This is a genomic window from Desulfobulbus sp. (assembly GCF_030824455.1).
Lineage (GTDB): Bacteria > Desulfobacterota > Desulfobulbia > Desulfobulbales > Desulfobulbaceae > Desulfobulbus.
The window spans coordinates 14,699-37,066 of sequence record NZ_JAVBXR010000014.1; the positions used below are offsets into that span (position 1 = coordinate 14,699).

At 53.4% G+C, this 22,368-nt stretch carries 22 protein-coding genes; 15 read left to right on the top strand and 7 right to left on the bottom strand.

From position 1 onward, the window contains the following. Positions 1-145 precede the first annotated feature (145 nt). Both RCH93_RS02215 and RCH93_RS02220 read right to left on the bottom strand, forming a co-directional pair. Complete coding sequence (locus RCH93_RS02215; protein ID WP_306546676.1) at positions 146-754, bottom strand: 5-formyltetrahydrofolate cyclo-ligase; 609 nt, start codon at positions 752-754, stop codon at positions 146-148. Positions 755-823: 69 nt separating this feature from the next. Continuing rightward, a complete protein-coding gene (locus tag RCH93_RS02220; RefSeq protein ID WP_306546678.1) occupies positions 824-2,092 on the bottom strand; it encodes a YeeE/YedE thiosulfate transporter family protein in 1,269 nt (422 codons plus the stop codon). A gap of 312 nt (positions 2,093-2,404) precedes the next feature. On the opposite strand from RCH93_RS02220, the gene RCH93_RS02225 reads away from it, so the two are divergent. From RCH93_RS02225 to RCH93_RS02240, 4 genes are read left to right on the top strand one after another with little or no spacing between them, the layout of a single operon-like run. Further along, positions 2,405-2,662 (top strand): sulfurtransferase TusA family protein, encoded by a 258-nt coding sequence (locus RCH93_RS02225; protein ID WP_306546679.1) that lies wholly within the window; start codon positions 2,405-2,407, stop codon positions 2,660-2,662. A 41-nt stretch (positions 2,663-2,703) separates the two neighbouring features. Next, positions 2,704-3,036: a hypothetical protein gene (locus RCH93_RS02230; RefSeq protein WP_306546680.1), complete on the top strand. Its 333-nt coding sequence runs from the start codon at positions 2,704-2,706 to the stop codon at positions 3,034-3,036. Between the two features lie 12 nt (positions 3,037-3,048). Further along, complete coding sequence (locus RCH93_RS02235) at positions 3,049-3,396, top strand: hypothetical protein (RefSeq protein WP_306546681.1); 348 nt, start codon at positions 3,049-3,051, stop codon at positions 3,394-3,396. Between the two features lie 27 nt (positions 3,397-3,423). Next, the gene (locus RCH93_RS02240; RefSeq protein ID WP_306546682.1) at positions 3,424-3,597 is read left to right on the top strand and encodes a hypothetical protein; all 174 of its coding nucleotides are present in this window, start codon (positions 3,424-3,426) and stop codon (positions 3,595-3,597) included. Between the two features lie 64 nt (positions 3,598-3,661). On the opposite strand, the gene RCH93_RS02245 is transcribed toward RCH93_RS02240, so the two are convergent. Continuing rightward, on the bottom strand, positions 3,662-4,777 hold the full coding sequence (locus RCH93_RS02245; protein ID WP_306546683.1) for a serine hydrolase: 1,116 nt from the start codon (positions 4,775-4,777) through the stop codon (positions 3,662-3,664). A 286-nt stretch (positions 4,778-5,063) separates the two neighbouring features. Between RCH93_RS02245 and dnaN the strand changes: the two genes are divergently transcribed. The 11 genes from dnaN (at position 5,064) to cmk (ending at position 18,774) form a co-directional block, all read left to right on the top strand. Continuing rightward, on the top strand, positions 5,064-6,194 hold the full coding sequence (dnaN, locus tag RCH93_RS02250) for a DNA polymerase III subunit beta (protein ID WP_306546684.1): 1,131 nt from the start codon (positions 5,064-5,066) through the stop codon (positions 6,192-6,194). 114 nt (positions 6,195-6,308) lie between these two features. Then, a complete protein-coding gene (gene gyrB, locus RCH93_RS02255) occupies positions 6,309-8,720 on the top strand; it encodes a DNA topoisomerase (ATP-hydrolyzing) subunit B (protein ID WP_306546685.1) in 2,412 nt (803 codons plus the stop codon). A gap of 64 nt (positions 8,721-8,784) precedes the next feature. Then, the gene (gene gyrA / locus RCH93_RS02260; RefSeq protein ID WP_306546686.1) at positions 8,785-11,277 is read left to right on the top strand and encodes a DNA gyrase subunit A; all 2,493 of its coding nucleotides are present in this window, start codon (positions 8,785-8,787) and stop codon (positions 11,275-11,277) included. After that, entirely contained in the window at positions 11,267-12,274 is a 1,008-nt protein-coding gene (locus RCH93_RS02265; RefSeq protein WP_373693244.1) for an NAD(P)H-dependent glycerol-3-phosphate dehydrogenase, read from the top strand. The genes gyrA and RCH93_RS02265 overlap by 11 nt, the downstream gene beginning before the upstream one ends. A gap of 148 nt (positions 12,275-12,422) precedes the next feature. Next, on the top strand, positions 12,423-13,061 hold the full coding sequence (locus RCH93_RS02270; RefSeq protein WP_306546688.1) for a rubredoxin-like domain-containing protein: 639 nt from the start codon (positions 12,423-12,425) through the stop codon (positions 13,059-13,061). Between the two features lie 213 nt (positions 13,062-13,274). Further along, positions 13,275-13,775, top strand: a complete 501-nt coding sequence (locus RCH93_RS02275; RefSeq protein ID WP_306546689.1) for a rubrerythrin family protein — start codon at positions 13,275-13,277, stop codon at positions 13,773-13,775. Between the two features lie 299 nt (positions 13,776-14,074). Further along, positions 14,075-15,130 (top strand): HD domain-containing phosphohydrolase, encoded by a 1,056-nt coding sequence (locus RCH93_RS02280; protein WP_306546690.1) that lies wholly within the window; start codon positions 14,075-14,077, stop codon positions 15,128-15,130. Positions 15,131-15,185: 55 nt separating this feature from the next. After that, on the top strand, positions 15,186-15,473 hold the full coding sequence (gene gatC, locus RCH93_RS02285; protein ID WP_306546691.1) for an Asp-tRNA(Asn)/Glu-tRNA(Gln) amidotransferase subunit GatC: 288 nt from the start codon (positions 15,186-15,188) through the stop codon (positions 15,471-15,473). 49 nt (positions 15,474-15,522) lie between these two features. Continuing rightward, positions 15,523-16,983, top strand: a complete 1,461-nt coding sequence (gatA, locus tag RCH93_RS02290) for an Asp-tRNA(Asn)/Glu-tRNA(Gln) amidotransferase subunit GatA (protein WP_306546692.1) — start codon at positions 15,523-15,525, stop codon at positions 16,981-16,983. Between the two features lie 2 nt (positions 16,984-16,985). Further along, positions 16,986-18,098, top strand: coding sequence for a histidinol-phosphate transaminase (gene hisC, locus RCH93_RS02295; RefSeq protein ID WP_306546693.1), 1,113 nt, complete (start codon positions 16,986-16,988; stop codon positions 18,096-18,098). Next, complete coding sequence (gene cmk / locus RCH93_RS02300; protein ID WP_306546694.1) at positions 18,091-18,774, top strand: (d)CMP kinase; 684 nt, start codon at positions 18,091-18,093, stop codon at positions 18,772-18,774. The genes hisC and cmk overlap by 8 nt, the downstream gene beginning before the upstream one ends. 276 nt (positions 18,775-19,050) lie before the next feature. Here the strand turns inward: cmk and RCH93_RS02305 are convergent, their stop codons facing one another. Genes RCH93_RS02305 through kdsA form a run of 4 tightly spaced genes read right to left on the bottom strand, consistent with a single transcriptional unit; the run spans position 19,051 to position 22,367 of the window. Then, positions 19,051-20,274 carry an LL-diaminopimelate aminotransferase gene (locus tag RCH93_RS02305; protein ID WP_306546695.1) on the bottom strand — a complete coding sequence of 408 codons (1,224 nt, stop codon included), beginning with the start codon at positions 20,272-20,274 and terminating at the stop codon, positions 19,051-19,053. 44 nt (positions 20,275-20,318) lie between these two features. Beyond that, positions 20,319-20,888, bottom strand: a complete 570-nt coding sequence (lptC, locus tag RCH93_RS02310; RefSeq protein WP_306546696.1) for an LPS export ABC transporter periplasmic protein LptC — start codon at positions 20,886-20,888, stop codon at positions 20,319-20,321. Continuing rightward, positions 20,885-21,526, bottom strand: coding sequence for an HAD family hydrolase (locus RCH93_RS02315; RefSeq protein ID WP_306546697.1), 642 nt, complete (start codon positions 21,524-21,526; stop codon positions 20,885-20,887). Before RCH93_RS02315 ends, lptC begins: the two co-directional genes overlap by 4 nt. Further along, entirely contained in the window at positions 21,519-22,367 is an 849-nt protein-coding gene (gene kdsA / locus RCH93_RS02320; RefSeq protein ID WP_306546698.1) for a 3-deoxy-8-phosphooctulonate synthase, read from the bottom strand. The genes RCH93_RS02315 and kdsA overlap by 8 nt, the downstream gene beginning before the upstream one ends. Position 22,368 lies beyond the last annotated feature (1 nt).

The window sequence follows — 22,368 nt, forward strand, 5'->3', positions numbered from 1 at the left end:
CCGACGGGAAGGACTGCAATTGGTTCATGGTCGAGGGAAAATGGGGTGGATGGGCACATCGGTCGATCTCCTTGAGGGCTCTGGCTCTGACAACCTGGGTTGAATATCCTATTGGGCGTGTCTGCAGAGGCGATGAAACTGCTTGTTAGGTTGCGCGGGCTCTGGGCCAGGAAAACACTTCCTGTTCCGTGACTAATACATCCATGGGCACGTCGTGGGGGAGAGCGGGAAGGTGATCCGCCACTTGTCGGGAAAAAGCCAGACCGATGCGCAGGGCTTGAGCGGCGGCGCCAGAGAGAAAGCGATCATAATAGCCGCCGCCGTACCCCAGTCGGTTGCCGGCGCGATCAAAAACAGCGCCGGGAATCACCGCCGCTTCGATCTGCGAGGGCGGCAGGAAACGGAGCGGGGCGGCGAAATCGGGCTCGGGAATCCCTTTATAGCCGGGAATCAGGTCAAGGGCAGGGTTGGTTATCACCACCGCCGACATCCGGGACTGTGCAGGTTGAGTCAGGGGCACGCAGACGGTTTTACCCGCCGCCAGGCAACGACGAATCAAATCCCAGGTTTCCACCTCGCTCTGGTAGCTGCAGTAGATAAAAACGCTGTTTTTCTCCTGAAAAACAGGCAAACGCATCACCGAGTCAACAATCTGCCGGCTCAAAGCGGCGCGCTCTGTCGGCGACAACAGAGCGCGTGCCGCCAAACATTGACGACGCAACAGTTGCCGCTCTGCAGCCTGGTTTTCTGTCATGGAGGAGCCTCTGCAAAAAAAAGGGCGGCACCCGTTGGATGCCGCCCTGTCGCCGTTGTTAAAAAACGATTACATCGGCAGCAACAGTTTGTTGGTGTCCTCGTTCCAGGTCACCACCAGATACCAAAGGGTGCAAAAACCAATGATCAAGGCCATGGTGTACCCGTAGCCCATGGCGTCGGGCAGATAGACGTAGCTGCCCAGATAGCCTTTGCCTTCAAAATCATAGGCTTGGAACCATGCCGACACCAAGGAGTTGGAGAGCGAGAAAAACGGCACCGCAACCCAAAGTTTGATCTGGCCTTCGCCAACCCGCCACAAAGCGCCGGATCCGCAACCGCCGGCCAGCATCGCGCCAAGGCCGAAGATGAAGCCGCCCACTACGCCGCCCCAGCCAAAGGTGCCGCGCACGTAGTTCATCGGATCAAGCACCGGCTCGCCGCCGATGCGGGTGGCCACGCTATATTTCAGCACTGCGGCGCCAACGGCGACTATGACGATGGACAAGGCCACGGATTTGGCCATTTTGCAGTCGCCGGTCATATGCGGTTCACGGAAACCCTGAATCATGCACCAGCGGCCGCGCTGCATGGTGTAGCCGAGACCAGCCGCTATCAATACGATGCCGGAAAGCGAGGAGATGTATTCCACATAATCGTCGCCGTCAAAATTGGCGTAATAATTGGCGCACCAGATAAGACCAACCACGCCGGCAACGCCCAAAATCCATTGGATAGGGTACGGGATATTCAGCGTCCAGGAACCGCCGCCGCCCCAGCTGATGAGCTCCATTTCCTTGTACAGCAGCCAAAGTCCCAGTAAAACGCCAGGAACCAGACCAACCCACATGGCAAAACCATTGGCGGCAAGATTGCCGATGGCGTTGTACATGCCGCCGACGTTGCAACCGCCGGCCAGCGCCGCGCCGATGCCCATGAGAATACCGGCTATAATGGCCTTGACGTACTCGCGGATCGGGGGAAAACGGAACGCAAACTGACCGCCGAGACAGGCGGAAATAAAAGCGCCGCCGATAAAGCCAAGACCGATAACCGAACCGGTGTTAAACAGCATCGATTTAGTGAGAATCTTGTCGCCGTCTTCGTTGACGAAACCAACCAATTCCGCCAGATCGCCATTGAAAATGCCGGCCTGCCAGAGCATCCAGTCGCCCCAGTTGCGAATGGCGCCAACCGCGCCCCAAGGACGCCACCAAGCCATGATAAGAATGCTCAACAGGGCAACGATAATGCCGGTGATGACGGGATTCCACTCCTCCTGACAGAGCACTTTATATAAGTGCTTAATTTTTTGCCAAAAAACCTTAATGTCTTCCATTTCCGAACAGCCTCCTTTCCCTTTTTTTGATAACGACGCCAGACTCAAACTTCTAAAAATAGGTTTATTTTACTAAAATTCAGCAAAAATACCTTTGCCCTCGATATTTGTCAATACAAGTGAACATTTAAAAAAAACGATTCAATAATTTGTTTTTGTTGGATAAAAAAATGATTCTATCCTCATTACTGAATCCTTATTCAATTTTTGTTTCTATCTTGACAACCCACCCTTTTATCTATAAACTAAATCGTCCTTTTTTCATGTATAAAATGGTCTTTTTAAAAAAGTATTTTCTTAAGGAGAACAACAATGAGTGACGTTAAAGTAGCGCCTGAAGGTTTGGCTGTTGCCGTAGTTCTGGATGCAAGAGGTTTAAGCTGCCCCATGCCGCTCCTCCGCACCAAAAAAGAGATCGGCAAGATCAGCGCCGGTCAGATTCTCCACATCCAGGGCACCGATCCGGGTTCCAGAAACGATATTCCAGGTTGGTGCGAACGCGCTGGTCACGAATATCTTGGAGAGAAGGAAGAAGCTGGTTACATTAGCTTTTTTATTAAGAAAGGATGATCATTCCATCTTTACAGTCCTTTTGAAGGAGGAAAAAGCCAATGGCTGCTGATCCAAACAAACTCGGAATTTTTGTTACCTCGCCCCAGCACATGCGTCATATCCTTGGCATCGCCAAGGCTGCGGTTCGCGCTGGCAAAACGGTAATGGTTTTCTTTACATACAAATCCATCCACCTGACCAAAAATCCTCTTTTTGTCGAGTTGACCCAACTGTGCGCCGTTGAAAACATTGCCATCTGCGCGGACAGTTATATTTGCGAAGGATTTGACAACGTCAACGACATCCCTCGCGGCCTGATCGACAAGCAGATGCGGACCCAAGCTTTCCACGGCGCCATTCTTGACGAATGCGCCAAGTATATCGTGATGTAAGGAGATACGGAAATGGAATCATTGAAAGTTTACATCCTGATCGCCAACCGTGTATACAATGACGGTATCCGTTCCGGTTTGGGCCTCGCCGTAGAAAACCACTACGCCTTTCCTGTTATCATGAACGGAGAATTTCCGCGCATGTCTAACTACATGGCTGAAAACATCGCTTGGATTTCCGATATGGAAGGCCAGGTGTACAGCTGCGGCGCCGAGGCTCCCACCGATCTGCCGGAGGGAACCGAGATTGCCAATATTTCCTTGGAAGAGCTTGGCGAGGCAATGAGAGAAGCCGATTTTATTATTCCCTACGGTCTTCCCAAACAATCCCACGAGCCTCCAGGTGCTTGTAGCGAATAACAAGAGAATACGAGGAATGGTGATACAATGAAAATATTGCAGGTATACAAGTCAGAACCCACCGAGGACGTAAAAAAACTGGTTGAAATTCTCAACCGTGACCGTACCGCCGATGAATTCAAATTGTACATGGGCGAGCCGAATTACGACACCTTGGTTCAGAAAATTTTTGCCAACGATAAGACAGTTTGCTGGTGGTAAGGCTTTTTTAACCGCTGCGCATTACACTGCGAACCCCCTGTCATTGCTGAATGACAGGGGGTTTTTATTTTGCGTTAAGAATTGTTTCCATGACGCAATCGTGGAAATAGGGCCTGAACGCCCGTATGAGTGTGTTGTCCCGCGTGGGATGAATTCTATTGGTCAATAAGACCACAACGGTTTCCTTTTCAGGATCAATCCAAAACGATGTTCCGCTGAACCCCAGATGGCCAACACTCTGCGGTGAGAAATATCGGCCGCTACTCGATTGCCCTGGCGACGGCGAATCAAATCCCAATAGCCAACTCTCTTTTGGGTGTTTGCTGGTCAAGGCTTTGTTGAGCAGCGCGGTTGCAATACTTGGCCTATCTATTCGACCTTTCCATACATCCAAAAGATATTCGCACAGGGTCATAACCCCTTCAATTGTTCCAAACAGACCAGCGTGCCCCGCAACCCCGCCCATGAGCCAACTGTGCTCATCGTGTACCTCTCCGTGCATTAATTTTTTTCGCCAGGGGCATTGTTCCGTGGCGGCGATAGAGTCTAAAGCCCTCGTCAAAGGTTCATCAATGGGTAAAAAGCACATTTGATGGGAGAGTTGCAGGGGAGCGGCGACGACATTTTCAAAAAGCCGGTCGAGTCGAAACCCTGATGTTTTTTCAAGTACCACCCCCAAGAGAATAAAACCAAGATCGCTGTACATACACCGTTCACCAGCGCCATATTCCAGCGGTTCCTGAAGAGCTTTGTTTATCAACGATTCTTTGGCTCCGGACAACAGTTGGGGCGAAAATTCCTTAAAAAAAGGCTTATACGCAGGCAACCCCGAAGAGTGATTCAAAATATGGTGGAGGCTTATCTGTCGTTTGTCTTTGGGGAGTAAGCCATCCAGCACCCCTAGAGGACATTTGTTCCATTGCAGCAGGCCTTTTTTTATAAGATCAAGCGTGCATAAGGTCGTGCACAGCGGCTTGGTTAATGAGGCCAAATCAAACAGGGTTTTAGTGGTTACCGCTTGACCTTCGGGTCCCATCCGAGTCGAACCGCCGCAGAACCGTCCGCGATGACTAGTGGTTTTATGCAGCACACTCACGCCTGCCGCCACCCCGCAAAACACCCCTTGTTCAAGGCCTTGCCGACACACCTCGAAAAGCTTTTTATTTAATTGATTTTTCATTATTTTACAGCCTCTTGCATCAAACAATTTGTTTGATCTTTCGTCTCTTTTCGAGTATTTTTGATTGATTAACAACTTGTTAAAAACACTGTTAAAAACCTGTGGCAGAGAATGTTGAAAAGCCACAAAGGCCGCTGAACAGCCTCTTTTCAAGACAAACCAACAAACCTGCACACAGCGCTTTTAACATAAAATATATATAAAATACAGATTGTTATAAGCGATACAAACATATCAACAGCCATAACATCAACAACAAATACTCTATAAATAAAGGATAGTTATTATGGCCTTCCAGTTTAATATAGGCAGAGACGATTTACTTCGAGCCATAGGGGCTCAGCAGAATATAACGAGTAAAAAAGGAACCTTTGCCATTTTGGCGAACGTTCTTATTGAAGTGGAACCTAACCGCGTCGTTTTCACCGGAACCGATATGGAAATAGGTCTCAAGCAAATTGTCCCGGCGGAGGTTGTTGAAACAGGCATATTAACCCTTCCGGCAAAAAAACTTTTTGAAATAGCCAGAGAAACAGGTTCTTCCATCATTTCATTCAAAGAATTGGAAAACAATTGGGTGGAAATAACCGCTGGACCCAGCCTCTACCGCTTGGCTGGAATGTTGGCCGATGAATTTCCTCAATTTCCCGCATACGATGAAAGCGCCATGGTGGCTATGGATTGTTCCATCATGGTGGATCTGGTCGATAAAACCATTTTTTCGATTGCTCAGGACAAGGAAAATATGTTCACCCTGACTGCGGCTATGCTGCAGAAAGAAAAGAAAGACGATAAATTGATTTTCAAAATGATTTCCTCTGATGGACATCGTTTAACCATTATGAGCAGGGAAGTCGACGAAACCCTCGATGCGTTGCGAATGAACGACAGAACCTTGATTCCGCGAAGAGGTGTTCAGGAAATACGCAAATTTTGCGACAACAAAACGAGTTTGTTTTTTGGGATTGAGGAAAAGCAAGCTGTTTTGAAAACTGACGATGCGTTGCTTATTATTCGACTTATGGAAGGAGATTTTCCTGATTTTCAAGGATTGCTCAATATATTATCAAAAGATAATTCTATTCAAATTGAAAGAACCCGATTTCTTGAAAGTTTAAAAAGAATCAATCTTTTTACAGAAGACCTCTTTCATGCGATTAAAATTGATATAGCTGACAACAAAATGATTTTGACCTCGCAAAATGCAGATTTTGGTTCAGCAAAAGATGAAATAGATGTCGAATACACTGGAGAACCGCTGTCACTTGGATTTAATTGTCGATATTTTATCGAAAGTCTTCAAGTCATGGAAGGAGACACGGTCACTGCAAGTATCAACACTCAGGAAAGCCCTTGTATGATAACCTCTGATGACGACATCGGTTTTTTAAGTATTATTATGCCGATGAAATTGTAATAAATATAAATTTTTAAATGTATATTGTTTTGAGTTATATTTGGTAGTTAAAAACATATTGATATGTTTCATTATTTCATAACTACCTTTAAATTTTTATAAAGAAGGAAAAAAGTGAGTGATTTAACCAATACATCGTATGGAGCTGAACAGATCAAGGTCCTTGATGGACTGGAAGCCGTGCGAAAAAGACCTTCCATGTACATCGGAAACACCGGTGTTGAGGGACTGCATCATCTTATTTATGAGGTGGTGGACAACTCCATTGATGAGGCTTTAGCGGGACATTGCAATAAAATTAGTATTGTCATTCACGAGGACAACTCTGTTACCGTCAAAGACAATGGTCGCGGCATTCCTGTGGACAAGCATCCCACAGAAAACATGTCCGCGTTGGAACTTGTTATGACCACCCTGCATGCAGGCGGCAAGTTCGATCATTCGAGCTACAAGGTATCCGGCGGTCTTCACGGCGTGGGCGTGTCGGTGGTCAATGCCCTGAGCGTCCACACCATTGCTCAGGTGCAGCGCAACGGTAAAATTTATCGTCAAACATACGAGTATGGGATCCGCACCTGCGACTTGCAGGAAATTGGAACAAGTGAAGAGACCGGGACGAGCATCTATTTTCAGCCGGATCCGGACATTTTTACCGAAACCACGGTTTTTCAGTACGAGATAGTCAAAAACCGGATGCGCGAGTTGGCTTTTCTTAATAAAAACATAGAAATAATTCTCAAAGATGAACGTGACGGCGCTGAGGATAACTATCATTTCGACGGCGGCATAATCTCTTACGTAGGGTATCTCAACCGCAACCGGACCTGCGTTCATCCAGAACCGATTCTCATCTCCGGCGAGCGCGACGGCGTGCAGGTGGACATTTGTCTGCAGTATTTCGATGGATATTCCGAGCGGTTGTTTTCCTTTGTCAACAATATCAACACCCGTGAAGGCGGTTCGCATGTGGCCGGTTTTCGGGCGGCGCTGACTAAATGCATCAACCGCTATGCCAGCGACGACGTGGTTCCGAAAAATCTCAAGGAAAAGATGGGCGGCGACGATGTCCGCGAGGGATTGACCTGCGTCATATCAGTGCGCGTCCCTAATCCGCAATTTGAGGGACAGACCAAAACAAAATTGGGCAACTCCGAAGTAAAGTCCATCGTCGAATCCTTGTGCAGTGAAAAACTCGGGGCCTATCTGGAGCAAAATCCAGCGGTGGCGCGGGGTATTTTGAGTAAGGCGGTCGAGGCGGCCCGAGCGCGGGACGCGGCCCGCAAAGCGCGTGATCTTTCGCGCAAAAAAGGCAGCCTCTCGGTGCTCATGGCGGGAAAACTGGCTGAGTGTCAGAGTAAAAATCCGGCTGATCGCGAATTGTTCATCGTCGAGGGTGATTCGGCGGGTGGTTCTGCCAAACAGGGTCGGGATCGGGCCATTCAGGCTATTTTACCGTTACGCGGTAAAATTATGAATGTGGAGAAAGCCCGTTTTGACAAAATTTTAGGTTCAGAGGAAATTAAACAGTTGGTGGCCTCCCTGGGGACCGGCATTGGTTCTGAAGAATTTGATCTGGAAAAACTGCGGTATCATAAGGTAATCATCATGACCGACGCCGACGTCGACGGAGCCCATATCCGAACCCTGTTGCTGACCTTTTTCTATCGACAGATGTTGCCGCTCATTGAAAACGGGCATGTCTACATCGGCCAGCCGCCCTTGTATCGACTGGGGAGGGGCAAGAAAGAACAGTACTTCCTCAATGACGAAGAACTCAACGCCTACCTGTATTCCCAGGCCAGCCAGTTGATGCGCATCCAAACCGATGCGGACGTTGTGATTGCTGAAGATGAAATGGTCAACGTCTTGCGCAAGCTTTCCGCCTTTGAGCGGGTTGTCGCGTATCTGGAGCGTTTGAATATTAAAGAATCCATGACCATGTTCTTGCTGGAAAACAATGTACACTCCGCTCTGCAGTTCGAAGATCGAGGTTTTGTCGAGCGATTGGCCGAACAAATCAAAGACAAGGCGTCCCAGATTGGCGTTATCCGTTCCTGCGTTTGGCGACCGGCCTGTTTTGAGTTTGACGTCACTTTCGCCGGTCAATCGCATATGGCGGCTGTGCTTGGTCCCAATATTCCTCTGATCAACGAATTCCGGCATGCGCTGGAACTGTATAAGACCCTCAAACAATATCTGACCACTTCCTTTCACTTAACAAGAACCGGCGCCTCCGGACAGGAAACAGTGGTGACGGCTGAAAACTGGCACAGTTTGATCGAACTGGTGCGCGAGGAAACGTTTAAAGGCAGTCATCTTCAGCGGTACAAGGGTCTTGGTGAAATGAACCCGGAACAGTTGTGGGACACCACTATGAACCCAAGCAACCGCACCTTGGTTCAGGTAAAGATTGATGACGTTGAAGTCACCGACGACATGTTTACGACGCTCATGGGAGACAAGGTCGAACCGCGGCGGGAATTCATACAGAATCACGCCCTCGAAGTGGCTGATCTTGATATCTGACGAGTGACCGTCAATCAAGCAACAGCCTCGCTCCCTTTAAGTTAGAGTCAATCAGGAATTTACAATGACGGAACAATCAGTAGAAAGTGGTCAACAACCAACCATAGCCATATCCAAGGAGTTGCGCAAATCCTACCTGGATTACGCCATGTCGGTGATTATCGGCAGGGCCTTGCCCGATGTCCGCGACGGTTTGAAGCCGGTGCATCGCCGCACCCTGTTTGCCATGCGCGAATTGGGCAACACCTATAACCGGCCCTACATCAAATCGGCCCGCATCGTCGGTGATGTAATTGGTAAGTATCATCCCCACGGCGACACCGCCGCCTATGACACCTTGGTGCGCATGGCCCAGGATTTTTCGATGCGCTACCCTTTGGTGGACGGCCAGGGCAACTTCGGTTCGATGGACGGCGATTCAGCGGCGGCCATGCGGTACACTGAAGCCCGCATGACCCGGTTGGATCAGGAACTGGTGGCTGATCTGGAAAAGGAAACCGTCGATTTTGTTCCCAACTACGACAACTCCCTGCAGGAACCGGCGGTTCTCCCTTCCAAGATCCCCAATATCCTCATCAACGGTTCGGAAGGCATTGCGGTGGGTATGGCCACCAAAATTCCGCCGCACAATATCACCGAGGTTATTGACGGACTGATCGCGTTAATGGAAAACCCGGACATCACCGTGCATCAGTTGATGGAAATCATTACCGGACCTGATTTCCCAACCGGTGGTTTTATCTGTGGCCGAGCTGGAATCCGAGAAGCCTACGAAACCGGTCGCGGCGTCATTATCATGCGCTCCAAAACCCATATTGAGCAGCGCGGAGCCCACGGGGAATCGATCATTATCACCGAAATCCCCTTTCAGCAGAACAAAGCCTCCCTGGTGGAAAAAATAGCCCTGCTGGTCAAGGAAAAACGGATCACCTCGATCAGCGAAATCCGCGACGAATCGGACCGGCACGGGGTGCGGGTGGTGTTGGATCTGCGCAAAGATGAAATCGCAGACATCGTCATCAACCAGTTGTATAAAATGACGCCGTTGCAGAAAAGTTTTGGCATCATCTTGCTCTGCATCGTCAACAACAAGCCGGAAATTCTCAATATTAAGCAGATTCTGCAACACTTCCTGGCCCATCGGAAAACAGTGGTGTACCGGAGAACCGCCTTTGAACTGCGCAAGGCCGAGGAACGGGCCCATATCCTCGAAGGGTTGAAAATAGCCATCACCCATCTTGACGAGGTGGTGGAGTTGATCAGGGGATCGGCCAATCCGGCGGTGGCAAAAGAAGGTTTGATGCAACGCTTTGAGCTTTCCGAGATTCAGGCGCAAACTATCCTCGATATGCGTCTGCAACGTCTCACTGGCCTAGAGCGAGATAAAATTGTCAGTGATTACCAAGAAATAATCGAAAAAATCAACTGGCTGCAACAGGTATTGAACGACGACAACCTAGTGCTGGAGATCATTCGCGAAGAGTTTGCGAAGATTCGCGAGGATTACGGCGATGGGCGTCGCACTGAAATTATCGACGCACCCGACGAAATTTTGCCTGAAGACATGATTACGCCTGAGGAAATGGTGGTCACCATCTCCCACACTGGCTACATCAAGCGCAATCCGATGAATCTGTATCGGGCGCAGCGTCGGGGCGGCAAAGGCATTAAAGGCATGGTCACCCTGGACGACGACTTTGTCTCCAGTCTTTACACCGCCTCTTCGCTGGACACTTTCCTCTTTTTCACCAACAAAGGACGGGTTTTCTGGCGCAAGGTCTATGAATTGCCATTGGCCGGCCGGACTGCGCGAGGCAAGGCGATTGTCAATCTGCTTGAGTTGGGCGATCAGGAAAAGGTGGCAGCCGTTTTACCGGTGGCTGATTTGGCCAATATGGACGACACGCTTTCGGTGCTCACCGTCACCAAGCTCGGCCGGGTGAAGAAGACTTTTATATCCGAATACAAACGGCCGATGCGCAAAGGAAAGTTTGGTTTAACCATCCGTGACGACGATGAAATTCTCACCGCCGCGATCACCTCGGGCGACGATGAAATATTTTTGGTCACCAAGAAAGGGTTGTCGATCCATTTCCACGAATCCAACGTCCGCGCCATGGGGCGTCTTGCCGCCGGCGTCAAAGGTATATCCCTGGGCGAGGACGACGTGGTGGTGGGTGTGGCGGTCTTGAAAAGCGATGATTCCATTCTCACCGTCACTGAAAACGGTTACGGCAAACGCACTGCTGTGTCTGAGTACAAACTGCAAAGTCGCGGCGGCAAGGGCGTGTTCACTATTAAAACCAGCGAACGTAACGGCAATGTCGTTGGCGTCTTGCCAGTGGTTGACGAGGATCAGGTGATGCTCATCGCCAACTCCGGCAAGATCATCCGCATGCCGATGGACACTCTTCGCATCATCGGCCGCAACACCCAGGGCGTGCGTTTGATCAATCTGGAAGAAGGGGAAATGGTGGTCGACATGTCCATGCTTGCCCGCGAAGAAGGAGTGGACCTTGAGGACGACATCATTGAGGGGGAGTATGATGAAGAATAAAATTGCCATGATAGGCGCCGGCAGCTGGGGCACAGCCTTAGCCTTGCTGTTGGCGCGAAAGGGTCTTCCGGTTGTTCTCTGGGACCGAGACGTGGATCATATTCACCAGTTGGCTCAAGATCGGGAAAATAAAAGATACCAGCCGGGTCATGGCTTTCCCGATGTCTTGGACGTTACCGGCAACCTTGCCGAGGCTGTAGACGGAGCCGAATGCGTGGTCATGGTGGTGCCTTCCCACGGCTATCGCGCGGTGTATCGGCAACTTTATCCACTGCTCAAAGAGGATGCGCTTGTTGTCTCCGCCGTTAAAGGCATTGAGATCGACAGCGGCCTGACCATGACCGGCGTCATGTGGGAGGAGAATTCCACCCCGAAACGTCTTCATTTGGGCGTCTTGAGCGGTCCGAGCTTTGCGGCTGAGGTGGCGGATCGTCAACCCACGGCGGTGACGGTGTCTTTTGCCGACGCCGAGGCGGCTGAGACGGTTCAACGCCTATTTTCCACAGATTACTTCCGCGTTTATACCTCCGACGACGTTGTTGGCCTTGAGATCAGCGGCGCGATGAAAAACGTCATTGCCATAGCAGCGGGAATCTGCGATGGGTTGGGGTATGGGCTCAACACCCGCGCCGCCCTGATGACCAGGGGTTTGGCCGAGATAACCCGCATGGGTGTGGCGCTGGGCGGCCAGCCGCAGACCTTTGCCGGCTTGGGCGGCATGGGTGACCTGGTTCTTACCTGCACCGGCAATTTGAGTCGAAATCGCACCGTTGGTTTGAAATTGGGATCAGGTTTAACCCTGGAACAGGCTCTCAGTGAAATGAAAATGGTGGCTGAAGGCGTGAAAACCACCAAATCGTGCTACGCTTTGGCTCAGCAACTGCAAGTCGAGATGCCGATACTGGAACAGGTGCATCAAGTTCTGTATCACGACAAAAAATGCGAAGACGCCGTTCGAGAGTTGTTTCAACGAAATCTGAAAAAGGAATCCAGATAAAAAACAAAGCACCGCAAAATGCGAACGACCCGTTGGCTATTTTCTGATGCAGAGGTGAGATAACCGAACACTCGGCAGGCGGCGGCGAGCTTCTGCTCGTTTCTTGGCCGTCGTCGATTCCTTTCTTTATATTTTACGGAGGTAAGCGATGAGAAAATGGGAATGCACGGTTTGTGGTTATGTTCACGAAGGAGAAGAGCCTCCGGATGAGTGTCCGGTGTGCGCCGCCGACAAAAGCATGTTTGTGGAGATAACCGAAGAAGCCGCGTCATCCTCGGAGTCGACGGCAACACCGGCGTCGGCGTCAAAGGCCGAGGAAAAAACGACATTCCTTGCCACGGTGTATCACGTTGCTTCGGAACAGATCCTCAAACATCATCTCCATCCGATCATGGTGCACACGCCCAACGGCATCTTGCCGATGGCACTTATTTTTTTGCTTATAACGGCATTTCTGGGTTTTCCCCTCTTTGAAACTGCGGCTCTCTACAGTTTTGTTTTTGTGTTGATAACCATGCCGATCGTCGTGTTTACCGGCTATGAGGTGTGGCAAAAGCGGTATAGAGGCGCCATGACCACCACATTTAAAATCAAGATAGGCGCCTCAATAGTGACGGTTCTGTTATTGTGCGTCCTTTCGGTTTGGCGGATAGTGCGCCCAGATATCGTCACCACAACTTCGACGGGACGATGGATCTTTCTCCTGCTCTCATTAGTGCTGGTGACTGCTGTGGGTTTGGCCGGGCATATGGGGGGCAAATTGGTGTTTGGTTCCCGCAAAAATTAGCCACCCGTGATAATAAGTATCAAATGGTTTTTATTCTTATTTAAGCTTGCTTGTCATAAAGATATAGGGTATCATCCTCCAATTGGTGCAAGAATGGTCGAATAGATTCGTCTATTCAATGGATTAAGAGGAAAGGCTGATTTTTGAGGACAATGCTTTTTATGCGTTGCTTCAAAGAGAGGCGACAATCAATTAAAGAACAGGAGAAAAGCCATGCCCACAACAAAAGACAATCTCAAAGAAGCCTTTGCCGGTGAAAGTCAGGCCAATCAGAAATATCGGGCTTTTGCCAAAAAAGCGGAAAAGGACGGATTCGCCAACATCGCCAAATTATTCCGGACCACGGCCGAAGCGGAGCGCATCCACGCCGAAGGCCACCTCAAAGCCTTGGATATGATTGCCACCACGGCGGAAAATCTTCAGGCCGCCATCGACGGGGAAACCTACGAGTTTACCGAGATGTATCCGCCGATGGTTGAATTGGCTGTCGCCGATGGACATAAGGCAAAAACCATGTTTAAATTTGCCGTCGACGCTGAGGCGGTGCATGCTAAAATCTACGCTCAGGCGCTTGAAGCGGTAAAAAAAGGCGTTGATCTTGATGTCAGTGAATTTTATCTATGTTCGGTATGCGGCTATATCGAGTTGGGTTCCGCTCCGGAAAAATGTCCGGTGTGCGGCGCGAAAAAGACTATTTTTGAGAAATTCGCGTAATTATCCGCCAAGTTCAGCGGCAAGGCCGCTTTAAGGATCTCCGTGAAGTAAATCAGTGACACACCACGGAGAGACGGCAGACATCTAACCCCGCAACATGTGTTTGTTGCGGGGTTAGCGTGTTTTGTTGAAAGGAAAAACGCGTTGGTTTTGGGGCGCAAAAGCCGATCCCATTCTTTCCACAGCAATAACGCTTTCCTCGAGTGCGCGATTGTGCGACACTGCATAGAAGTAGGTGACGGAGGTTGACCTTTTCATAGCGCGTCGTTTTTAACCTTTCAATTTGGCTTGAAAAATCTATGGGATCGAAGATTCTTATCGCAGACGACGACACCATGGTTCGTCTTGCAATCCAAAAAATCCTCAGTTTGTTTGATCACGAGGTGGTTGCCGTGGAATCCGGGCGGCAGGTTCTGGAACGGGTTTCCGATGAATTTGACGTCATCGTGCTCGATATCAATATGCCTGATATGGATGGTTTCGAAACATTGGCGCGGTTGAACCAGCAACGGGTCGATATTCCGGTCCTGTTTCTTACCGGAGCAGGTTCCATGGATTACGCGGTAAAGGCCATCAATCTGGGCGCATACGATTTTTTGACCAAACCTATTGCGGATATTGAACTGTTTCACGCCAAGATTAAGCAGGCGGCGGAAAAACGGCGTTTTCTTCTTCAAGAAAAAGCCTATAAAAAGGATTTGGAGCGAGAGGTTCAGGCAAAAACCCGAGAGTTGGCGGAGAAAAATGTTTTGCTTGAGCAGTACAGCAATCACCTGGAGAACGCCACTGTTCAGATCATGTCCAGTCTGCAGGCGGCCATGGAGGAAAAAGACGGGTACACCGCCGGCCACACCCGGAGAGTGACGGAATTATCGGTGTTGCTGGGCGAGGCCGCCATGATCGGCAGCGACGATATGCTTGTTCTTCGCCGGGCTTCACAGTTCCACGATATCGGCAAATTGGTGATCGACCTCTCCTGCATTCAAAAACCCGGAGCCCTGACTCCGGAAGAGTGGTCGTTGATTAAAAAACACCCGGAGGTGGGGGCCAGCATCATCGAGCCCCTAAGCTTTATGGACCGGGAGCGCGACATCATCCGTCATCACCACGAAAAGCTCGACGGGTCGGGCTATCCGGACGGCATCGGCGGCAATGAGTTGGACACGCTGACCCGGATCATCACCATTGCCGACAGTTACGACGCCATGACCTCACGACGCAATTATCGTAAAAATCTCACCAGCCCCGAAGCAGTGGGCGAACTCCGTCGTTGCGCAGGCAGCCAGTTTGATGCGGAGTTGGTTGAAATCTTTGCAGGGGTTGTTCTTTCCACCTGTTCGCGGTATAAACAGTAGCTGTTTTTTAATGAACAACCGCACCTGTCCCTTTTGTTTTTTCCTTTGATCAGCCATGAAAATTACTCGAGAAGAAGTGCAGCACGTGGCCAAACTGGCCCGGCTTGATCTGACCGCCGCCGAGGTTGACCGCATGACCGGACAACTCGACGCCATCCTCTCCTATGTGGCCAAACTCGACGAGTTGGACGTCACCGGCGTGGCCGTCACTACGCATACCCAACAGGTGGTCAACGCCTTTCGCGAAGACGAGGCGCGCCCGTCGTTGCCCCGTGAGCTTGCCCTGGCAAATGGACCGGAACAAAACGGCGAATCTTTTGTGGTTCCCCGGGTCATCGGCTGATCCATCGGCCCGGCTTTTTCTCTCTCTCTTACACCCCCCACAATAAAGCATGGAACTGTACGCGTTAACCCTACATGAGGCCGCAAGCCTCCTGGAACAAGGCGAGGTGAGTTCGGTTGCCCTCACCGAATCGGTGCTTGGCCGGATCGAGGCGGTGGAACCCAAGGTGCAGGCGTATCTAGCCTTGGATCAGGAAGGCGCGCTGCGCCAAGCCGAACAAGCCGATCTCAACAGGAAAAACGGCCAAGTCGGTCCGCTCTGCGGCATCCCTCTGGCGATCAAGGATGTGCTCTGCACCACCTCGATGCCCACCACCTGCGGCTCCCGGATTCTGGAACACTTTATTGCCCCCTATAACGCCACGGTGGTCACCAAATTGGCGGACGCGGGATCAGTGCTCCTGGGCAAGTTGGCCATGGACGAGTTTGCCATGGGTTCGACCAGCGAAAACTGCGCCTTTCAGACGCCGCATAATCCCTGGAAATTGGGCTATGTGGCCGGAGGTTCCAGCGGCGGTTCCGCTGCTGCGGTGGCGGCTGATCAATGTTTTGCTTCGCTCGGTTCCGACACCGGCGGTTCAATCCGCCAACCCGCCTCGCTCTGCGGCACCGTGGGCATGAAACCAACCTACGGCCGGGTGTCGCGCTATGGGCTGGTGGCTTTTGCCTCGTCGCTGGACCAGGTTGGGCCGCTGACCAAGGATGTCCGCGACTGCGCCCTGATGATGAACGCCGTCAGCGGCTACGATCCGCATGACTCAACCTCGATTAAGTTGGAGGTTCCCGATTTTACCGCCGCCCTCCAGGACGGCCTGAAAGGGGTGCGAATTGGCATTCCCAAGGAGTATTTCGGCGAGGGTCTGGACTCTGAAGTTGACCGGACGGTGCGCGACGGCATAGCCATGCTCCAGGAGGCCGGGGCTGAGATGGTCGAAGTCACCCTGCCGCACACCGAGTATTGCGTGGCGGTCTACTATCTCATTGCTCCGGCCGAGGCCAGCTCCAACCTGGCCCGCTTCGACGGAGTTCGTTACGGCTACCGCGACCGCAGCGCCGATACGCTGATCGAGATGTACAACCGCTCGCGCTCCCAGGGATTTGGCGACGAGGTCAAACGGCGGATTCTGATCGGCACTTACGCCCTCTCGTCCGGTTACTACGACGCCTTTTACAAAAAGGCCTCCCAGGCGCGCACCTTGATCAAGGAGGATTTCGCCAAAGCCTTTGCGAGTTGCGACCTGATGGTTTCACCGGTCACCCCGACCCCGGCCTGGAAGATCGGCGACAAGGCGGACGACCCGTTGGCCCTGTATCTCTCCGACATCCTTACCCTATCAGCCAACCTTGCCGGCATTCCCGGCATGTCGGTCCCGTGCGGATTCAACAACCAGGGTCTGCCGATCGGCATGCAGCTCCAGGCCGCCCATTTCAATGAGGAAATCCTCTTGCGCGCCGCCTACAACCTTGAACAACGCGCCGGCGTTGCAGGAAAAAAACCGGTTATCGCCTGATTATGCAACTTCCAGTTCCCCAACACATTGCAGCCATTGTCCCCTATCCTCCCGGCAAACCCATGGATGAACTGGAGCGCGAGTATGGGGTGACCAACGCCATTAAACTGGCCTCCAACGAAAATCCCTGGGGCCCCTCGCCCAAGGCGGTTGCCGCCATTGGCGCCATGTTGCACAATCTGCACCGTTATCCCGACGGTTCCAGCTATTCTCTCACCGAGGCCGTGGCCGGTTGGATTGGCTCGGAGGCTTCGGAGATCGTGCTTGGCAACGGTTCCAACGAGGTGATTGAGTTCCTGGTCAAAGCCTTTGTCGGCACTGGCGATGCGGTCATCACCAGCCACCCCTCCTTTCTTATGTACCAGAAGTTCGTCCAGGTGCGCGGCGGCGAGAATGTTGTGATTCCCCTGAAGGCGATGGACCACGACCTGGAGGCCATCGCAGCTGCGGTCACCGAGCGCACCCGCTTGATCTTCATCGACAATCCGAACAATCCCACCGGAACCTTGATCGCCAAGGAGGCTTTTGATCGCTTTTTGGCGGGCCTGCCGCAATCGGTGATTGTGGTGGTTGACGAGGCCTATGTCGACTTTGTCGAACCGGCCCAGCGCATCGACATCCTGGGGTATATCCAAAGGCCGGAGAATATCCCGGCGGTGGTCAGCCTGCGCACCTTTTCCAAGGCCTTTGGCTTGGCTGGCTTGCGGGTCGGTTTTGGGGTCATGCACCGCGAGGTCGCCTCCCTGCTGCACCGGGTGCGGCAGCCGTTTAACGTTAACCTGCCCGCCCAGGCAGGCGCGCTGGCCGCCTTAGGCGACACGGATCATTACGACCGCACCCTGCGCGGCACCGCCGAGGGGCGGTCTTGGCTGAGCGAGGCAGTGGCCAAGCTAGGGTGCGTTCCTTATCCTTCGCACACCAATTTTTTTCTGATCGACGTCAAGGGCGACGCCACCAAACTGTACGAGGCCATGCTCTACAAAGGGGTGATTGTCCGCTCCATGAAAGCCTATGGGTATCCGGATTTCATTCGCATCACCGTGGGCACGGCCGAGGAAAACCAGCGTTTTGTGACCGCCCTGGCCGAGTGTCTGCAGGATCTGGCCTATGTGTAAAGGCCTGCGCATCGTCACCATCGACGGCCCTTCCGGAGGCGGCAAATCCACCGTGTCGCGGGCGCTGGCCGCCAGATTGCATTTCACCTACCTCGACACCGGGGCGATGTACCGCGCCGTGGCCTATCAGTGTCGGGAAAAGGGGGTGGAGTTGGCCAACAGCGAACAACTGGCCGCCTTGCTGCAGACGATCCAGATTGAACTGTTGCCGCCAGCGGCCGGCGAAGATGACGTCCGAGTGTTGATCGACGGCAAAGAGGTGGGAGCGCTTTTGCGGACTCAGGAGATGGGCCTGCTGGCTTCGCAGGTTTCGGCCCTGCCGCTGGTGCGGAAAACCCTGACCCGACTACAGCAAAAAATAGGCGAGAGCGGTCGGATTGTTGCCGAGGGCCGCGACACCGGCACCGTGGTTTTCCCCCAGGCGGCCTGGAAATTTTTCCTCGACGCCAGCCCCGAGATTCGGGCGCATCGCCGGGCGGAGCAACTGCGCGGGAAAGGGGAAGAGGTGGATGAACAACAACTGCTGGCCCAGATTGTCAAACGGGACAAGGACGACCGCGAGCGGACCATTGCCCCGCTCAAGGCCGCGCCCGACGCCCTGACCATTGATTCCACCGGTTTGCCGGTGGAGGAGGTGGTGCGTTTGATGCACGAAAAAATTCTCGCCTCCTTTTGAAATAAGGAGGCGAGCTCAACACCATTGGTTGCCGTCACTGCAACCGTCTTGCACACGGCCTGCGTTCGAAGGGCTTTGCAGTCGTTACATTTCCTGCCTTGTCGTGATCAGGTTCCCCTTCTTGCCCTCTTGCCTCGTCCCCACAAACTGGGTGTCCTTTGCTTTGAGGATCAAAATCCCTCAAGCGATTTCGCTGTTATCGTCCATCGAGAAGTGTCCACAGAGCATATAACGGCGTGGACACGACCCTCTTGTAGTGGAAAGAGGGGGAAGATATTATCCCAAAGCCTCGCGAATCCGGCCCATGGCCTTGACCACATTGGCCTCGGAATTAAACGCCGAGAGCCGGATATAGCCCTGACCGCACTTGCCGAAACCCGCCCCAGGCGTGCAGACGACGCCTGCCTTGTTCAAGAGCAGATCAAAAAATTCCCAGGAATCGCGCTGGCCCTCGATCCAGACGTAGGGGGCGTTGTCGCCGCCGACATAGGAGTAGCCCAGTTCGGAAACCGCCTTGCCGATGATCTTGGCGTTGGCCAGATAGCCGTCGATCAGGGCGGTGCACTGGGCCTTGCCCTCGGGCGAGTAGACCGCCTCGGCCGCGCGCTGCACCGGATAGGAGACGCCGTTGAATTTGGTGCAATGCCGTCGGTTCCACAACGGGTGGATGGCCTGCTTGTTGCCTTGGGCGTCAAAGGCCATACACTCCTTGGGCACCACCGTGTAGGCGCAGCGGGTTCCGGTGAAGCCGGCGCTTTTGGAATAGCTGCGGAACTCGATCGCCACTTCGCGGGCGCCTTCAATCTCAAAAATGGAGTGCGGCAGCGCTGGATCGCGGATAAAGGCCTCATAGGCGGCGTCAAACAGGATCAGCGCCTTGCTGTCGCGGGCAAAATCAACCCAGACCTTGAGTTGCTCTTTGGTGATGGTCGAACCGGTGGGGTTGTTGGGGAAGCAGAGGTAGATCAGGTCCACCGGCTCCTTGGGCAGGTCGGGGACGTAGTTGTTGGCCTTGGTCGATTCGAGATACACCAGCCCTTCAAAGCGGCCGTCCTTGAACGCGCCGGTGCGGCCGGCCATGACGTTGGTGTCGAGGTACACCGGGTAGACCGGATCAGGAATGGCGATTTTGGCGTCGGTTGCAAACAGTTCCTGAATGTTGCCGGTGTCGCACTTGGCGCCGTCGGAAACAAAGACTTCGTCGGCCTGGATGTCGGCGCCGCGCGCCTGGAAATCATGCGTCGCTATCGCCTGGCGAAGAAAATCATACCCCTGCTCGGGACCGTAGCCGCGAAAGCCGCTGGTGGTCGCCATCTCGTCCACCGCCTTGTGAAAGGCGGCGATGCAGGCCTCGGGCAGCGGGTTGGTGACGTCGCCGATGCCCAGCTTGATCACCTCGCGCTCTGGGTTTCCGGCCTGGAAAGCGGCCACGCGTTTGGCGATGTCGGAAAAAAGGTAGGATGCCTGCAGTTTGAGATAATGCTCGTTCACTTTCAACATGACGAATCCCTTCAATGTGAAATCCCGCCGGCGTCCGGAAGGAGTTAGAGGTTAACCTTAACCCGATTGGTGAAATCAAAACCCTCAGTGGAAAAATCATAGTCCATGCGGCCGGCGTTCAGTTTCATGTCCGGCGCCTGGATAAAGACCTTGCCCGGACTGACCAGCATCTTGCTGGCGTCGTCGTATTCCAACCGTTCGGACAGCATGACTTGGTTTTGGGTTGGTTTGACGACCTTGACATGATCGGTGAGCACCAAATGCCGTTTGTCGATGAGATAGGTTCCCTTGCGGCTCTCGATATTGATCGGTTCTTTCTCTGTGCCGATGTACATGGCGCTGACCTGTTCCATCTCGATTTCATGGTCCTGTTCGCCGGTGTAGGCGCGCTCGGCGTCGATCTGCCATTCTTCCATGCCATTGGTGGTCATGGTGATGGCCACTGAATCCATGACGAAATTCTGCATCGGCGACTCGTCCTGCGGTTGAGCCAGCTTTGGATTGTAGCCGCCCCTGGGCGCGAGAAAGGCGCTGACTGAGGGCTGCCACAGGGGGCTGGTTGCAAAGAGCAACAACGGCAGCATCCACAACAGATTGCGGGGATTGTTGATCATCGGTCGAACTGGGCCCGCATGCGTTCCAGGTTGCCCTGCGCCTCAAGGATGAGATCGCAGACCTCGCGGACCGCTCCCCGGCCGCCGCTGCGTTCGGCGACATAGTGGACCCGCTGGCAAATCTCGGCCACGGCGTTGACGGGTGCTGCGGCAAAACCAACCCGGTTGAGAATCGGCAGATCGATCAGATCATCGCCCATGTAGGCCGTCTGCGGCGGCCGCAGGCCGGTTTGTTTGAGGATGGCTTCAAAGGCGGTCAGTTTGTCCCCTTGCCCCTGAAAGACGTGGGCCAGGCGCAGATCCTTGGCGCGTCGCTCCACGGCCTCGGAACTGCGGGCGGTGACGACGCCGACCGCCACCCCGCTTTCCTGCAGGAGCCTGATGCCAAGGCCGTCCTGGGTGTTGAAACTCTTGGTCTCCACGCCGCCTGCGCCATAGGTGATGCTGCCGTCAGTGAGCACGCCGTCGACGTCGAGCAACAGCAGCTTGACCTGCCGTGCCTGCGCCAGTGCCGCCTTCCAGACCTCGCTTCGTTCCAGCGGCCGGTTGCGGGCCATGGCTCGGTTACGCAGAGCCTCAGTCAATTCGCAGTCCGTGGGATAGGCGCCGCCTTCCAGGCCGCAGGTGTTGTTAGGCATCGATCACCCCGGCTACGGCCTGTCGCACCGCCAGCAATTGCCTGAGCAGGGGTTCGACCGCATCAAGCGGCAAAGAGTTGGGGCCGTCGCACAGGGCCTTGGCCGGGTCGGGATGGACCTCGATGAACAGGCCGTCGATGCCGACCGCCATGGCGGCCCGGGCAAGGGCGGGAATGAATTCGCGCTGCCCGCCGGAACTGCCGCCGGCGCCGCCGGGCAGCTGCACCGAATGGGTGGCGTCAAAGACCACCGGGTAGCCGAAGGAGCGCATCACCTGCAGGGAGCGCATGTCCACCACCAGATTGTTGTAGCCGAAACTGGCCCCGCGTTCGGTGAGCAGGATCTTCTCGGTCCCCGCGCCGCGCAATTTGTTGACCGCATGCTCCATGTCCCAAGGCGAGACAAACTGGCCCTTCTTGACGTTGACCACCTTGCCGGTGCGGGCGGCGGCCGCCAGGAGATCGGTCTGGCGACAGAGAAAGGCCGGAATCTGGAGGATGTCGAGGTAGTCGGCGGCCATTTCGGCCTGGGCTGGTTCGTGAATGTCGGACACCACCGGCACCCCGACCTCTTCCCGCAGGCGTCCGAGAATGCGCAGCCCCTTTTCCGCACCGGGTCCGCGGAAGGAGGTGAGCGAGGTGCGGTTGGCCTTGTCAAAGGAGGCCTTGAACACGTAGGAGACGCCGAGTCGGGCGGCAATGGCCTTCATCTCCCGGGCGATTTCCCAGGCCAGCTCGCCGCTTTCAAGCACGCAGGGGCCGGCCATGAGCAGCAGCGGCGCTCCCGGTCCGATGGTGATTGGCCCGGAAGGGGTGGGTTGGAGGACAACGGTGTTGATCATC